Raw genomic sequence first — 14,927 nt, 5'->3', positions numbered from 1 at the left:
GAGTCATTAAGGAATAGTATGTCGAGTCCTAATTTAGCCAACTACCCAATCACTGAGCTCAAAGGTGTTGGGCCTAAAGTTGCCGAACGTTTAGCTAAATTAGGCATTGCTTCTGTGCAAGACATGCTATTTCATTTACCACTTCGCTACGAAGACCGCGCACGCACTTATACGATTAATGAATTAATACCGCATACTCATGTCAGTATTGAAGCTGAAATTGAGCACAGTGATATTACTTTCGGTAAACGTCGCATGTTGGTTTGTCACGTTAACGATGGGACCGGTAGACTTACGCTGCGCTTCTTTAACTTTAATGCTGCACAAAAGAATGCCATGTCACCCGGCAAGATCATCCGATGTTTCGGTGAGGTAAGACGAGGACGTGCAGGGCTAGAAATGGCACACCCAGAATACAACATTCGCAGTTGCCCAACTGAGCCACAAGATCCGAACCTCGCAACCTTAACCGCGGTTTATCCGACAACTGAAGGCCTAAAGCAGCTGAGCATTCGGAGTATTGCCAACAAAGCACTCGACTTACTAGATAAATATGATTTAGAAGAATATTTACCGCAGCAATATCGCCCTAATCAACTGAGTTTAAAAGACGCTGTATTACAACTTCATCGACCACCTCAAGATACCGACTTGAGCTTACTCGAATTAGGTGAGCATCCCGCACAGCAACGTTTGGCGTTTGAAGAACTGTTAGCGCAAAACCTCAGTTTATTGCAGTTGCGCCAAAAAGGTCAGGCGGTGCAAGCGGTATCCTTACCACCGACGAATAAACTCGAACCCGAATTTTTAGTTCAGCTACCGTTTAGTCCAACCAATGCGCAAAACCGCGTCGTGGCAGAAATTAAACAAGACTTGCAACAGCCCTACCCCATGATGCGTTTAGTTCAGGGGGATGTGGGCTCTGGTAAAACCTTAGTTGCCGCGCTTAGTGCTTTGACTGTCATTGCAAAGGGTTATCAGGTTGCATTAATGGCCCCAACTGAGATTTTATCTGAACAGCATGGCATTAGTTTTAAAAATTGGTTCAGCAGCTTAGGTATAGAAACCGCTTGGTTAGGCGGCAAAACCAAAGGAAAAGAGCGCACACAAGTACTCGAAAGTATCGCTTCGGGCAAAGCCCAGATGGTGATCGGCACCCATGCGCTATTCCAAGAACAAGTCGAATTTCATAACCTAGCATTGATCATCATTGATGAGCAGCATCGTTTTGGCGTACACCAACGCTTAGCGCTCAGAGAAAAGGGTAAATTTAATAACTGCTACCCGCACCAGTTAGTCATGACTGCCACGCCTATTCCGCGTACGTTAGCTATGACCGCCTATGCAGACTTAGAAACGTCGGTCATTGATGAACTGCCTCCGGGGCGCATGCCAATCACCACAGTAGCGGTGCCAGATACACGTCGCGAGCAAGTTATACAAAGGGTGAAAAGTGCCTGTATAGAAGATCAGCGCCAAGTTTATTGGGTCTGTACGCTTATCGATGAATCTGAAGTTTTACAGTGCCAAGCCGCAGAAGACACCGCTGCGCAATTAAAAGAATTACTGCCAGAATTAAAAATAGCCCTAGTGCATGGCCGAATGAAGCCACAAGAAAAGCAAGAGATCATGGCAGCTTTTAAAGCTGGTGAATATCATGTGTTAGTTGCGACAACCGTGATTGAAGTTGGAGTCGACGTCCCCAATGCCAGTTTAATCATTATCGAAAACCCTGAACGCTTAGGATTAGCCCAACTCCACCAGCTAAGAGGGCGTGTTGGCCGTGGTGCCATCGCATCACATTGTCTACTACTTTATCATGCGCCACTGTCTATCACTGCGCAAAAGCGTTTAGGCGTTCTGAGAGACAGTAATGATGGTTTTGTAATTGCAGAGCGGGATTTAGAAATTCGCGGCCCAGGTGAAGTACTTGGTACTAAACAAACTGGTTTAGCTGAGTTTAAAGTGGCCGACTTAAATCGTGACAAGCACTTGTTACCAAAAGTTCGCGCACTGGCTTTTACATTGATGCAGCAACAGCCTGATATCGTCAAGCCACTGGTCGCTCGCTGGCTAGGTGGTAAATCAGAGTTAGCTATGGCCTGATTGCTAAATAAATTGTCGCCATAAATGACAACCTACACCAAAAGCTCTCTTTTCACCTGTAGGTCGCGGCTTTAGCCCGACAACTTTTAAATCATGCCGCTATGAATGGCAACCTTCACCAAAAAGCTCCCTTTTCACCTTCTGGTCGCGGCTTTAGTCCGACAATCACTAAAACATGTCAACTAACATATAGACAGAAATCAATGCCTTTCTAAAAAGCGCTGCCAATGCACAGATGAATTGATCACGCGCACGGGTGCAATGATCTTTTTTAACAACTGTGGGGTAGGTTCTTTTAATAGAGCATTATCTTTTAGACCTAATAAATAATGAAATGCAGGTTTGTTTAAGTGTTGAATGGCTGAAATGCGAGTTTGCTGCTCGAAATTCAAACGTAAGCTACTCACAGATGTTTTGTGACCTTGCTGGTCGATACTTGGAATATCGCACTTTTGTAAATACCCTAAACGCTTACCTTCACCAGAAAACCAAATACGCACTTTTTCGCTGTAACGTCCTGTTTTAGCTGGCAGGTCAAACAGCAAACGTTGCTCGTTTTGGCTTTTTACAAACTCTAGATACGGTTCTAATCCTGCCTGCCATAGTGCAGTATGAATGGGTACCACTCTGGATTGAATTTTCTGGTGTGTCGCAAATTTTAAACAATGCACGCCCTCTATTTTTACCACATCATCAAGGGTTAAATTGCCAATTTCATCGCTATAAGCACCTGTATAGTAAGCAATCAGAGGCAACCAGAAGTGCCAATGCTTTGGTTGTTCACGCTTTTGCTTTTCATCACCGTAAATATATCCATGGAACAAAGTATGTAGTTCCATAGCTGAAAATGCGCGACGACCAAGGTGTACTTTCATAGACTTACGGTAACCTTATTTATAAATAAGAAACACTATAAGTTTAAAGGGATTATAAAAAAGATAAACCACCAATTTTAAATTTCTTTAATCTGAATAGATGTTTACCTATGCACTTTTCTTTACTGTTGCTTAGTTATGACATATCCAATCGCAACCTCTGGTAAGAAAAATCAATAAGGATAAAAACAAAAAAAGCCTGCTAAGCAGGCTTTGAGATGTTGTTTAATATTCTGAATTTAGTTGTGGTTAAAGCTCTGCGCCTTCCGCTAAACCTTTATCTTCGCCTTCTTCAGGCTCGATAGTCGCTTGAAGTAAAAGCATATCTCTTAGCTTACCTTCAATCTCGTTAGCGATCTCAACGTTCTCTTTCAGGAATTTAATTGAGTTAGACTTACCTTGACCAACTTTGCTGCCGTTGTAGCTGTACCATGCACCTGATTTTTCAACCAGTTTGTGCTTCACACCTAGGTCAATTAACTCACCTTCTTTAGAGATACCTTGACCATACATGATGATAAACTCAGCTTGTTTAAATGGCGGTGCAACCTTGTTTTTAACAACTTTAACGCGAGTTTCGTTACCAACAACCTCGTCACCATCTTTAACCGAACCAATACGACGAATATCAATACGAACCGATGAGTAGAACTTAAGTGCGTTACCACCTGTCGTTGTTTCAGGGTTACCAAACATCACACCAATCTTCATACGGATTTGGTTGATGAAAATACACAAGGTATTTGAGCGCTTGATATTGGCTGTTAACTTACGCAAAGCTTGTGACATTAGACGTGCTTGTAAACCAACGTGTGTATCACCCATATCACCTTCAATTTCAGCTTTAGGTGTTAGTGCTGCTACCGAGTCAACAATAACCACATCTACCGCACCTGAACGAACTAGCATGTCACAGATTTCTAATGCTTGCTCACCAGTATCTGGTTGAGAAACAAGTAAGTCATCAACGTTAACGCCTAGTTTTTCTGCGTATACAGGATCAAGTGCGTGTTCCGCATCTACGAACGCACATGTTTTACCTTGCTTTTGCGCTTCTGCAATAACTTGAAGAGTAAGCGTTGTTTTACCTGATGATTCAGGACCATAAATCTCGACAATACGACCAGTTGGTAAACCACCTATGCCTAATGCGATATCAATACCTAGTGAGCCCGTAGAAATTGCTTCAATATCTAACGCTTGGCTATCACCTAGTTTCATGATTGAACCTTTACCAAATTGGCGTTCAATTTGTGATAACGCGGCATCTAGTGCCTTTTGTTTATTGTCGTTCATTTGCTTCTCCAATCTTGCGTAATGCCAGTAAGTATACTGTATGAAATTACAGTATCAAGCATATTTTTATGAATTTAATAGCTCAATTGATTTTTCTAAAGAAAAAACAACAGCTTGCTCTCTAATTTCAGCTCTATTTCCAGTAAAAACACAATGATAGGTATGCTGTTTTCCCGACAAAAATAGGCCAAACCATACAGTACCTACCGGTTTTTCATCACTGCCCCCTGTAGGCCCAGCGACTCCCGAAATTGCAATAGCAAGGTCTGCATTGGCAGCTTTCGCAGCGCCAGCACACATTTCTAGCACTGTTTGTTCACTCACAGCCCCATAGGTTTGTAGGGTACTCTCAGTGACACCTAGCAATGCCTGCTTAGCTTCATTACTGTAGGTGACAAAACAGCGGTCAATATATCGTGAACTGCCTGACGTGTCGGTGAGGGCATAACTAACCCCTCCACCTGTACATGATTCAGCGGTAGTGATCGTCAGTCGTTTATCAGCTAAAATAGCGCCCAACTTTGACGCTAGAGTACTCACTTGTTGCTGTAGCTCCATCATTATCCTTTTAGGTCATTGCATGTCGATAGATTTATATTCAGAACATACTATAAAACAACAAACTCCCATGATGCAGCAATATCTGCGGATCAAAGCAGATCATCAAGACATTTTACTGTTTTATCGCATGGGTGACTTTTATGAACTGTTCTTTGATGATGCGATTCGTGCCGCACAACTACTCGATATTTCACAAACTCATCGTGGTAAAGCGGGCGGCGCCCCTATTCCAATGGCCGGTGTACCTTATCATGCGGTAGAGAATTATCTTGCTCGCCTAGTGCAAATGGGAGAGTCAGTGGCGATTTGTGAGCAAGTTGGCGATCCTGCTACAAGCAAAGGGCCTGTTGAGCGAAAAGTGGTGCGTATTGTCACACCGGGAACAGTCAGTGATGAAGCTTTATTGCAAGAGCGACAAGACAACTTACTTGCCAGCATTTATCAAAATAAACAAGGCCAATATGGCGTCGCTTATCTTGATATCAACTCAGGCCGTTTTAACATTGTTGAATTAAACACCGATGAAGCATTGGTTTCGACGCTACAGCGTTTGCAACCCGCTGAATTACTTTACCCTGAGTCATTCCAAAATCTATTTTTACTTGAGCAAGTCAAAGGCGGTCGTCGTCGTCCTGATTGGGAGTTTGATTTAGATACTGCTAAACATTTGCTTTGCCAGCAGTTTGGTACACAAGATCTAATCGGCTTTGGCGTTGAAAAAGCGCATACAGGATTAATCGCTGCTGGCTGTGTGATGCAATATGTTAAAGATACACAACGCATTGCTCTGCCACATATTCGTGCCATTACCCTTGAGAAAAACGAACATGCAGTGATATTAGATGCGGCAACGCGTAAAAACTTAGAGCTGACAGTCAACCTATCAGGTGGGCTCGAAAACACCCTAGCGCAAGTATTAGATAAAACCGCGACACCAATGGGCTCGCGTTTATTAAAGCGCCGTATTCATACACCAGTTCGTGATCGCAATGAATTAAATGCCCGACTAAATGCCATTGCCAGCTTGCTCAACAGCCAAATTTGTATGGAGCTCTATGACAGCTTAAGACATATTGGTGATATTGAGCGTGTAGTGGCGCGCCTTGCACTATGCACTGCCCGTCCTCGCGATTTAACGCGTTTGCGCGGTGCTTTACAAGCCCTTGCACCGCTGCATGCTTTACTCAATGAGGCAGCTGATCCACGTATAAAGTTGATTTGTGATCAATCTCCTGTATTACCTAAGCTACAGTCACTCTTAGAGCAAGCGATTATTGATAATCCGCCCGTACTGATCCGCGATGGCGGTGTAATTGCGACTGGTTATAACGCTGAACTTGATGAGTGGCGAGCACTGAGCCAAGGTGCCACAGATATTCTTGAGAAGTTAGAAGTACGTGAGCGTGAACGTACTGGGATCAGCACACTTAAGATTGGCTACAACAAGGTGCATGGCTTTTACATCGAAATCAGCCGCGCGAACTCTCACCTTGTGCCACCTGAATATATTCGTCGCCAAACGCTTAAAAATAATGAACGTTATATCATTCCTGAACTGAAAGAACATGAAGACAAAGTATTAGGCAGCCAGAGCAAAGCCCTTGCACTTGAAAAACAATTGTACGAGCAGTTATTCGAATATATTGCGCCTTACCTAGAGCAACTACAATTAATGTCTGCAGCACTCGCTGACTTAGACGTATTAAATACGTTAGCTGAGCGTGCACAAACGCTCGACTACTGCAAACCTGAGTTAACGCTAGAGAGTGGCATCGACATCATTGATGGTCGTCACCCAGTTGTTGAACATGTTAGCCAAGAGCCATTCATTGCCAACCCTGTAAAACTCAATGAACAACGTAAAATGTTGATCATTACAGGTCCTAACATGGGTGGTAAATCGACTTATATGCGTCAAACTGCGCTTATCACTTTAATGGCACACATTGGCTCTTATGTACCAGCAAGTGAAGCGCGTATCGGCCACATTGACCGTATCTTTACACGTATTGGCGCGAGTGATGATCTTGCTTCAGGTCGTTCAACCTTCATGGTAGAAATGACCGAGACCGCCACGATACTTAACAATGCGACCGAGAACTCATTGGTGTTAATGGATGAAATCGGCCGTGGTACCAGCACCTACGATGGTTTATCTTTGGCCTATGCAACCGCTGATTACCTAGCAAGCAAGCTCAATGCTAAAACCCTCTTTGCGACTCATTACTTTGAGCTAACGGAGCTTGCAGAACAACAGACAGGGCTTGTAAACGTGCATTTAGATGCGGTAGAACACAATGATACCATTGCCTTTAAGCACACGGTCTTAGATGGTGCTGCGAGTAAAAGCTTTGGTTTGCAAGTTGCAGGACTCGCGGGTGTACCAAAACCTGTTCTAGCCATGGCGAAAGAAAAGTTAAAACGCCTTGAGCAACATGAAAGTGTGATTGATGAACAAAAGCCAACCGCTCACTCACAAGGTCAGTTACCATTAGAGCCGGTTATGCAAGAGTCTGAAGTTGAACTACAACTTGCGCAAATTGACCCTGATGATCTGACTCCACGCCAGGCACATGAGATACTCTATAAATTAAAAGGCTTACTCAATTAATCAGTCAATTATAAATAATAAAAAACCACTTCAATTGAAGTGGTTTTTTATTATTAAATTAAGCTTATTGCTGCTCGAATAAGCTATCAATATTTAAACCTTCATGCTGCAGAATATCTTTTAAACGTCTAAGGGCTTCAACTTGAATTTGTCTTACACGCTCGCGTGTTAAACCAATTTCTCTGCCTACATCTTCTAATGTTGAAGGTTCATATCCAAGTAAACCAAAACGTCTTGCTAACACTTCACGTTGTTTAGGGTTTAGCTCACCAAGCCAATCCACAATGTGCTTATTGATATCATTACTTTGTACTTCATTCTCAGGGCCATGACCCTTTTCATCAGCAATAATATCTAGTAACGCTTTATCATTCTCACCGCCTATTGGCGTATCAACAGAGGTGATTTTTTCGTTTAGGCGAAGCATTTTAGTGACGTCTTCAACTGGGCGATCAAGACATTCTGCAATTTCTTCAGCGGTAGGCTCATGATCTAACTTTTGTGTCAGTTCACGCGCAGTTCTAAGGTATACGTTAAGTTCTTTAACAACATGAATTGGAAGGCGAATCGTACGAGTCTGATTCATAATCGCACGTTCGATGGTTTGTCTTATCCACCACGTTGCATAAGTTGAAAAGCGAAAGCCACGTTCTGGGTCAAATTTTTCAACCGCTCTGATCAAGCCCAAATTACCTTCTTCTATTAGATCAAGAAGTGCAAGGCCACGATTATTGTAGCGACGGGCAATTTTAACCACTAATCTCAAGTTACTTTCGATCATGCGTTTGCGAGAAGCCTCACAGCCTTTAAGTGCTTTACGCGCGAAATAAACTTCTTCTTCGGCACTTAATAGAGGGGAAAAACCAATTTCGCCTAAATACAACTGGGTTGCATCTAAATTCTTAACGGTTTCTTCTTTTGCAAAAACATCATCTTCCGTTTCGACATCTTCCAAAAGTTCCATTTTTTCGTCATCTATTACTGCTTCTTCAACTTCAGCTTCTGCAGTAACTAGTTTCTTAGTCTCTTTCTTTGCTGTTTGAGCCATATCATCCTCCCAAGAGAGTGAGTGGTATTAATCCATCATACAGTCAGTAATAAAAGCATTCAGGGTAAGTACTTCTTTGGATTTACCGCTTGGCCTTTAAAGCGAATCTCAAACCTCAAAGCCGTTTGCGTTGCATCCGTATTTCCCATTTCGGCAATTTTCTGCCCAGCTTTAACTTTTTGCTGCTCCCGAACAAGTAGTCGATCGTTGTGAGCATAGGCACTTAGGTAATCATCACTGTGTTTCAGGATGATTAAATTACCATACCCTCTCAACGCGCTTCCTGCGTATACGACTGTCCCTGCTGCTGCCGCACTTACTGATGTTCCTAATTTGTTTTTGATCTGCAAGCCTTTATAACCTTGCTCTTTGTTAGAAAAGCGCTTGGTTATTTGCCCTTGAGCCGGCCATTGCCAATCAATTTTGCCATTCTTTTTCGATGCTGCTGTGTTTACTTTTTGAGTGGCTTGTTTTTGAACATACTCCCGTTGTTTTGGCTTCGCAAGATCTTTTTTTACCAAGTTGTTATTTTTTTGTTTCTTATCAATAGTCTCTGTTTTAACAACTTTGCGTGGAGTGCTTTTTTTATTGCGCGTTTTAGGTTTAGCTAGTACTAACTTTTGACCTGGAAAAATTGTGTATGGTGGTTTGATATTATTTAGGGCTGCAATCGTACGCACGTCCCTGTTAGCGGTAAAAGCAATGGCAAACAGCGTATCGCCTTTTTGCACCGTGTACCGATTGTTTCTGATGATGATTTTTCTTGATGATAATGAATCAGCATAAGTCAAAGAAGTGACGGGGGCAGGTGTGTGCGTTGATGAGCATCCTGCAATGAACACAATTAGTAACAAAATAATGAACATGTTCACTGCTTGCATTCATTTACCCAGTAAAGTTGACGATTAACTTATTAAAAATAACAAGATAAGAAGAGGTTAGGCAAGGTCATAGTGAAATTTCTCCCGCTATTAACGGGACAAAGCGTACTGGTGCCATTTTATGCTCTATAAATTGCTCGCCTTTTCGCACCACAAGCGTTAATACTTGTTCTTCTTCACCTATGGGAAGCAATAAAGCGCCATCGTCTTCGAGTTGTTCAAGTAAAGCTTGAGGTAGTGATTTTGCCGCTGCCGTGACAATAATCCCAGAAAATGGCCCTTTCGTTTGCCAACCTTGCCAACCATCACCATGTTTCATGGAGACATTGTATAAATCTAGTTGATGTAAACGTCGCTTTGCTTGCCACTGCAGTGATTTAATTCGCTCAACGCTGAACACCTGTTCGAACACTTGTGCTAACACCGCACTTTGGTAGCCAGAGCCTGTGCCTATCTCGAGCACCTTACCTTTGACGCCAACTTGTCGCAAAATTTCTGTCATCTTTGCAACAATAAAAGGCTGAGAAATAGTTTGTCCATTACCAATTGGCAATGCGGTATTTTCATAGGCTTTGTGTTTTAACACGTCATCGATAAAAAGGTGTCGAGGGGTATCTTTGATTACCTGTAGCACCTTTTTATCTTGTACTCCCGATGCTTTTAATTGCTCAGCTAAAGCATCTGCACTACGGGCATAGTTGCCAAGCACTTAGTTAGCTCCTTCCAGCCAAGAAGACATTGCATCGATACTCTCATGCGCTGTCATATCAACCTTAAGTGGTGTCACTGCAGCATAGCCCTGATTTACAGCATAGAAGTCAGTGCCTTCGCCTGCATCACTTTCAGAGCCAAGTGAGCCATACCAAAAAACACTTCGCCCCCAAGGATCAATTTGTTCAGTCATGGTGTCGGCTTTATGACGTGCGCCTAAACGCGTTACCTTAACCCCTTTTAACTCTGCTAAAGGAATATCTGGCACATTAATATTGATAATTTGATCTTTAGGAAGCGGATGGGAGCTTAATTGTTTAATTATTTGCACCGCCACTTCAGCTGCGGTTTCGTAATGGGCTTCTTTTTTTGAGCAAAGAGAAACTGCAATTGCTGGCAACCCTAAATGACGCCCTTCTGTGGCTGCTGCTACAGTACCTGAATAAAGTGTATCATCACCCAAGTTAGCCCCGTTGTTAATACCTGCCACAACTAGGTCAGGCTCTTCATCTAAAAGCTGGTTTACACCAAGATGAACGCAATCTGTCGGCGTGCCATTAACTGAGTAAAAACCATTTTCTAATTGTGTTGCACGCAATGGATTTAACAAAGTCAAAGAGTTACTTGCGCCACTACAGTTTCTGTCTGGGGCAATAACGGTCACATCGGCAATTTTGCTCAAGGCTTCATACAATACAGAGATCCCTTTTGCATGAACTCCATCGTCGTTACTGAGTAAAATCTTCATCGTTCTTCCTTATTTGCAAATGCGCTTTTATTCACATCAACGTAATTAACAAGCTCTCTAAGTACTGCTGTGGCGAATGTCCCTTTAGGTAATGCAAAGCGTAATTCGATACTGTCTGATGACAAGGTTTTCACTTCTAAATCTATGGGGATCAATCTTAGAGCGCGGCGCTCATTTTTTAATCCTAATTCGGCAAGACCATGATGCCAAGCACTAAAGGCTTCAAGAAACTCTTTTTCTTGCGCAATTAACCCTTTTTCACCTTTACCGACCAGAGGCGCCGATAAACAAATGTCTCCAGAGGTTAACCTTGCTATGTTCTCATCGCTGATATCATCTTCAAAGAACGCATTAGAGCCTTCTAGCATAAAGATTTCTCTATGCCAGGTCTTAGCTAAGCCATGTTCTTCTACTCGCATACTCACAAGTTGATTGAATATGTGCGAGCGCGCAGCAGAAATAACAATACTACGTAATTTTCTGTCGCGAATATGTTCACCCGCAAACATGCGCTCAGCCATAGTAAGATTGTGACCATCATGGCCAAAGCGTTGTTCACCAAAATAGTTTGGCACGCCCTGACGTACTGCATTAATACGTGACAAAATATCTAATGGCTTATCGATGTTTCTTAGTGTGATCGTAAAGCGATTACCTGAGTGACAGCCTGTTCTTAGTTTTCGATTATGGCGCTTTTGCTGAGCAACAAAAATAAAGTCATCGTTTAGTTCGGTAAAATCAACGTCTTTCTTGATAGGAACAGGGACACTAAACCACTGACTGCAAACACCGTGGCGATCTTTGAGTCCCGCATAGCTGACATTTTTTACATGTGTTCCAGCTTGTTTTGCGATTTTTTTAGCGACATCTAACGTGTTTATCTGCTTTTTAATAATATGCAAACAGACATGTTCACCTTCGCCGGTCAGTTCGATATCAAGTATTTCATCAACAATGAAGTCTTCTGGCTGACTTTTAAAGTCAGCGACAGCTTCAGGCTTGCCATACAGATAATGCAATTCCATTATGCTTTAACCAATAACACAACTGCATGGGCTGAAATACCTTCTTTTCGGCCTTCGAAACCCAGTTTTTCTGTCGTTGTAGCTTTCACATTCACCTGGGTCAGTTCTGCTTGGCAATCAGCAGCAATGTTGGTACGCATGTTATCAATATGCGGTCGCATCTTTGGGGCTTGCGCAACAATAGTGACATCGCAGTTACCTAGCCTATAACCAAGCTCTGTAACCTGTTCCATCACTTGTCTGAGCAAAATACGACTATCTATATTTTCAAACTCAGCAGACGTATCTGGGAAGTGTTTGCCAATGTCGCCAAGTGCCATTGCACCGAGCAAAGCATCACATAAAGCATGAATGGCAACATCACCATCTGAGTGTGCAATAAAGCCTTGCTGAAAAGGAATTTTCTCGCCGCAGATCGTTAACGGGCCTTCACCACCGAATTTATGCACATCAAAACCGTGACCAATTCTAATCATTTTCTTCTTCCTGCTCTTTTAGTAAAAACGCGGCTAAGCGTAAATCTTCTGGCGTGGTAATTTTAATATTATCACTGCGACCTTCAACGAGTAACACTGGCTTACCTTGTAGCTCCATAGCTGAAGCTTCATCCGTAATAAGTTTTGATTCAGATAAACAAGTCTTCAGAGCATCTTTTAGCGCCTGATAGGGAAATAACTGAGGTGTAAGTGCCTGCCATAATTCGGCACGAGGTACGGTCTCTTCGCTATACTGCTGACCACGTTTAATGGTGTCTTTGACCTTAGCTGCAAGTATACCGCCTTCTTGATTTTCAAAGCAGCTAGCAATCAACCTTTGTATATCTTCGATTTGCACTATTGGTCTTGCAGCATCGTGTACCAAAACCCAATCAGGGTTTAGCGTCTCAAGTGCATTTAGTGCATTTAAAACTGAATCTGCTCGCTCTTTACCACCTTCAGTAGTTTTCACTTTGGTCGTACTAAACTGTTGAGAATTAAATAGCGTATCTTCAGGATTAATCGCTAACATGATGGTGCTAAGCTCACTCATAGAGCTGAGTTTATCCACTGTGTGCTCTAAAATAGACTTATTATTTATTTTTAAATACTGCTTTGGGATCTCAGCTTGCATACGGCTGCCAACACCTGCAGCTGGTACAACAGCAGCAATAATAGGAGAATTATTCATGTTATTTATTCGGTAAGACTCTAATGAAGGTTTCATTTGGCTTGATCATACCAAGCTCATGTCTTGCTCTTTCTTCAACGCCTTCTAAACCAAGTTTAAGATCGTCAATATCTGCTTTTAATAGCTTATTTCGTTTAATTAATTTATCATTCGCTATCTCATGCGTGTCTACAACACTTTTCAAGCGCGTATAATCTTGCATACCATTATGGCCAAACCAAAATTTATACTGAAGAAATAGCGCAAGGCTAAAAAGTAGAAACTGAAATATACGCAAAACTGCACTTCCCAATAACAAATTAATCAAACATTACGTTTTATAGAACGAACATTTTTCCAATTGATCATACTGGCTAATAGCATCTCGCGCAAACTAAGCCTTCTAGGAGGCACTGCTTTATTAAATTGCCATTGATGACCACAACAAGCTGCTGTCATGACCTGTTTGCTTGGCTTTAGCACTTGTAGATTAGGGTTGGATTGGGAGGCCCCAGAAAAGAAAAACCATCCACTTAAGTTGCTATGAAAACTATTTTTGTCAACTTGATCAATACAGTCTAAGGTCAAAGACTGATAACCCGTATGCTCTTTTAGCACAGGAATTACTAATCCTGTTTTAGCATGTTTTTTATAAAATGAAGCGTTTTGCTCTAGATCTTGAGAGGGTAGCTTTTTCTGAGGTGCAAGCCAACCACCATTTTGTGAATCTAACTCTAGCGGAATATCACCTTGCACTATATGCCGTGCAGCGCGTTCAACATAGAAGGGTAAACTGGCTAATGATTTACGTAGTTTCTGGTCATTATGAACAGCAGCAAGCGCTGGAATTTCTCTGGCGTAGAAAACATTAACCAGCTCAGCAAACATTAACCGCTCTTTTTCATCGTTCCATAGCTGAGCTTGTTGCACACTCTGCACTACCATCCCCTTCTTTGGTTACTGCAGTTTTTATAGCATGTGCAACGTATTACTGCTAGCCCTTAGGTTTATTACCCAGTTTAACATCACCATTTTCTAAGAACTGTGCAACTGTATCGCGCTTTTTACCAAGTAATAAACAACCATCGGTAAGGAACATAAAGTTTTGCCAACAGCGTTTGAAAACATCAAACTGAGTTTCAATCACACAGTCTCTATTTAAGCAAAAATAGACCGTTGTATTGTTTTCCCACTTTAGAAATTCATTTATGGCCTCTGGTAGCTCTTCTAAACCTGCCTCCCAGTCTTTTTCCCAGTTCAAATTCTCTTGCCATGAACTTGCTTGCCCAGCCCATTCATTTTCTGTGAAGAAGTCTGGATGATCTTTTTCACGACTAACCATGGTAGACCAAAGTACTGCTGAACGTGTCGGAGACATTAGTTTAATCTTTTCAAGATCAGTCGGGGCAATTTCCAAGTCTTGATGCCTAAACACCCAAGCCTTTTTGAATTCATTAAGGGGAATATAGTTCATTGTGACCTTTTAATTTTGCTCGCGGTTTGTGAGGTGGGATTATCACTATGTTTATATGAAAAGTGAATGATAATTTGATATTTAATTTTTAAGGCTGAAAACGAAAAAACCCCAACTCATTTGAGTTGGGGTTAAAATTTGGCGCTTAGCAATGTTCTACTTTCACATGGGAGACCCACACTATCATCGACGCTGTTTCGTTTCACTTCTGAGTTCGGCATGGAATCAGGTGGTTCCAAAACGCTATGGTCACCAAGCAAATTCTTTGAATTTGTTTGTATTCTTATTTCTTTAAATAGGTGCTGGCGATGTTCTACTTTCACATGGGAGACCCACACTATCATCGACGCTGTTTCGTTTCACTTCTGAGTTCGGCATGGGATCAGGTGGTTCCAAAACGCTATAGTCACCAGGAAATACTTTACGTGCAAAGGGTTAATGACAA

General features: G+C 42.1%; 15 protein-coding genes and 2 rRNA genes. 2 read left to right on the top strand and 15 right to left on the bottom strand.

What is annotated here, in order from left to right; translation table 11 throughout:
* Nucleotides 1-18 precede the first annotated feature (18 nt).
* The gene (recG, locus tag C1E24_RS01040) at nucleotides 19-2,106 is read left to right on the top strand and encodes an ATP-dependent DNA helicase RecG (protein ID WP_138477930.1); all 2,088 of its coding nucleotides are present in this window, start codon (nucleotides 19-21) and stop codon (nucleotides 2,104-2,106) included.
* 200 nt (nucleotides 2,107-2,306) lie between these two features.
* Here the strand turns inward: recG and C1E24_RS01035 are convergent, their stop codons facing one another.
* From C1E24_RS01035 to C1E24_RS01025, 3 genes are all read right to left on the bottom strand, one after another.
* The gene (locus C1E24_RS01035; protein ID WP_171040714.1) at nucleotides 2,307-2,981 is read right to left on the bottom strand and encodes a hypothetical protein; all 675 of its coding nucleotides are present in this window, start codon (nucleotides 2,979-2,981) and stop codon (nucleotides 2,307-2,309) included.
* Nucleotides 2,982-3,230: 249 nt separating this feature from the next.
* The gene (gene recA / locus C1E24_RS01030) at nucleotides 3,231-4,277 is read right to left on the bottom strand and encodes a recombinase RecA (RefSeq protein WP_138477928.1); all 1,047 of its coding nucleotides are present in this window, start codon (nucleotides 4,275-4,277) and stop codon (nucleotides 3,231-3,233) included.
* A 66-nt stretch (nucleotides 4,278-4,343) separates the two neighbouring features.
* Complete coding sequence (locus C1E24_RS01025) at nucleotides 4,344-4,835, bottom strand: CinA family protein (RefSeq protein WP_138478023.1); 492 nt, start codon at nucleotides 4,833-4,835, stop codon at nucleotides 4,344-4,346.
* Nucleotides 4,836-4,857: 22 nt separating this feature from the next.
* On the opposite strand from C1E24_RS01025, the gene mutS reads away from it, so the two are divergent.
* On the top strand, nucleotides 4,858-7,449 hold the full coding sequence (gene mutS, locus C1E24_RS01020; protein WP_138477926.1) for a DNA mismatch repair protein MutS: 2,592 nt from the start codon (nucleotides 4,858-4,860) through the stop codon (nucleotides 7,447-7,449).
* Nucleotides 7,450-7,513: 64 nt separating this feature from the next.
* On the opposite strand, the gene rpoS is transcribed toward mutS, so the two are convergent.
* From rpoS to rrf (C1E24_RS00960), 12 genes are all read right to left on the bottom strand, one after another.
* Nucleotides 7,514-8,497, bottom strand: a complete 984-nt coding sequence (rpoS, locus tag C1E24_RS01015; protein ID WP_138477924.1) for an RNA polymerase sigma factor RpoS — start codon at nucleotides 8,495-8,497, stop codon at nucleotides 7,514-7,516.
* Nucleotides 8,498-8,556: 59 nt separating this feature from the next.
* The gene (locus tag C1E24_RS01010; protein ID WP_138477922.1) at nucleotides 8,557-9,378 is read right to left on the bottom strand and encodes a peptidoglycan DD-metalloendopeptidase family protein; all 822 of its coding nucleotides are present in this window, start codon (nucleotides 9,376-9,378) and stop codon (nucleotides 8,557-8,559) included.
* Between the two features lie 67 nt (nucleotides 9,379-9,445).
* Nucleotides 9,446-10,087 (bottom strand): protein-L-isoaspartate(D-aspartate) O-methyltransferase, encoded by a 642-nt coding sequence (locus C1E24_RS01005; protein WP_138477920.1) that lies wholly within the window; start codon nucleotides 10,085-10,087, stop codon nucleotides 9,446-9,448.
* A complete protein-coding gene (gene surE / locus C1E24_RS01000; RefSeq protein WP_138477918.1) occupies nucleotides 10,088-10,837 on the bottom strand; it encodes a 5'/3'-nucleotidase SurE in 750 nt (249 codons plus the stop codon).
* On the bottom strand, nucleotides 10,834-11,865 hold the full coding sequence (gene truD, locus C1E24_RS00995; protein ID WP_138477916.1) for a tRNA pseudouridine(13) synthase TruD: 1,032 nt from the start codon (nucleotides 11,863-11,865) through the stop codon (nucleotides 10,834-10,836). Before truD ends, surE begins: the two co-directional genes overlap by 4 nt.
* Entirely contained in the window at nucleotides 11,862-12,338 is a 477-nt protein-coding gene (gene ispF / locus C1E24_RS00990; protein WP_138477914.1) for a 2-C-methyl-D-erythritol 2,4-cyclodiphosphate synthase, read from the bottom strand. Before ispF ends, truD begins: the two co-directional genes overlap by 4 nt.
* Nucleotides 12,331-13,029, bottom strand: a complete 699-nt coding sequence (gene ispD, locus C1E24_RS00985) for a 2-C-methyl-D-erythritol 4-phosphate cytidylyltransferase (protein WP_138477912.1) — start codon at nucleotides 13,027-13,029, stop codon at nucleotides 12,331-12,333. Before ispD ends, ispF begins: the two co-directional genes overlap by 8 nt.
* A 1-nt stretch (nucleotide 13,030) precedes the next feature.
* Nucleotides 13,031-13,306 carry a cell division protein FtsB gene (gene ftsB / locus C1E24_RS00980; protein WP_138477910.1) on the bottom strand — a complete coding sequence of 92 codons (276 nt, stop codon included), beginning with the start codon at nucleotides 13,304-13,306 and terminating at the stop codon, nucleotides 13,031-13,033.
* 26 nt (nucleotides 13,307-13,332) lie between these two features.
* On the bottom strand, nucleotides 13,333-13,953 hold the full coding sequence (locus C1E24_RS00975; RefSeq protein ID WP_138477908.1) for a hypothetical protein: 621 nt from the start codon (nucleotides 13,951-13,953) through the stop codon (nucleotides 13,333-13,335).
* 49 nt (nucleotides 13,954-14,002) lie between these two features.
* The gene (locus C1E24_RS00970) at nucleotides 14,003-14,482 is read right to left on the bottom strand and encodes a DUF2947 family protein (RefSeq protein ID WP_138477906.1); all 480 of its coding nucleotides are present in this window, start codon (nucleotides 14,480-14,482) and stop codon (nucleotides 14,003-14,005) included.
* Between the two features lie 143 nt (nucleotides 14,483-14,625).
* Nucleotides 14,626-14,739, bottom strand: a 5S ribosomal RNA gene (gene rrf / locus C1E24_RS00965).
* 43 nt (nucleotides 14,740-14,782) lie between these two features.
* Nucleotides 14,783-14,896 (bottom strand): 5S ribosomal RNA (gene rrf / locus C1E24_RS00960).
* Between the last annotated feature and the right edge of the window lie 31 nt (nucleotides 14,897-14,927).

The organism is Pseudoalteromonas phenolica (genome assembly GCF_005876835.1).
Taxonomy (GTDB): domain Bacteria; phylum Pseudomonadota; class Gammaproteobacteria; order Enterobacterales; family Alteromonadaceae; genus Pseudoalteromonas; species Pseudoalteromonas phenolica_B.
Note: the sequence above shows the minus strand (reverse complement) of the source record. Positions and strands in the feature narration are given on the sequence as shown.

Bases quoted from the DNA above. Each gene is read 5' to 3' on its own strand.
- recG (WP_138477930.1), top strand. From the start codon at position 19: ATGTCGAGTCCTAATTTAGCCAACTACCCAATCACTGAGCTCAAAGGT.
- C1E24_RS01035 (WP_171040714.1), bottom strand. From the start codon at position 2,981: ATGAAAGTACACCTTGGTCGTCGCGCATTTTCAGCTATGGAACTACAT.
- recA (WP_138477928.1), bottom strand. From the start codon at position 4,277: ATGAACGACAATAAACAAAAGGCACTAGATGCCGCGTTATCACAAATT.
- C1E24_RS01025 (WP_138478023.1), bottom strand. From the start codon at position 4,835: ATGGAGCTACAGCAACAAGTGAGTACTCTAGCGTCAAAGTTGGGCGCT.
- mutS (WP_138477926.1), top strand. From the start codon at position 4,858: ATGTCGATAGATTTATATTCAGAACATACTATAAAACAACAAACTCCC.
- rpoS (WP_138477924.1), bottom strand. From the start codon at position 8,497: ATGGCTCAAACAGCAAAGAAAGAGACTAAGAAACTAGTTACTGCAGAA.
- C1E24_RS01010 (WP_138477922.1), bottom strand. From the start codon at position 9,378: ATGCAAGCAGTGAACATGTTCATTATTTTGTTACTAATTGTGTTCATT.
- surE (WP_138477918.1), bottom strand. From the start codon at position 10,837: ATGAAGATTTTACTCAGTAACGACGATGGAGTTCATGCAAAAGGGATC.
- ispF (WP_138477914.1), bottom strand. From the start codon at position 12,338: ATGATTAGAATTGGTCACGGTTTTGATGTGCATAAATTCGGTGGTGAA.
- ispD (WP_138477912.1), bottom strand. From the start codon at position 13,029: ATGAATAATTCTCCTATTATTGCTGCTGTTGTACCAGCTGCAGGTGTT.
- C1E24_RS00975 (WP_138477908.1), bottom strand. From the start codon at position 13,953: ATGGTAGTGCAGAGTGTGCAACAAGCTCAGCTATGGAACGATGAAAAA.
- C1E24_RS00970 (WP_138477906.1), bottom strand. From the start codon at position 14,482: ATGAACTATATTCCCCTTAATGAATTCAAAAAGGCTTGGGTGTTTAGG.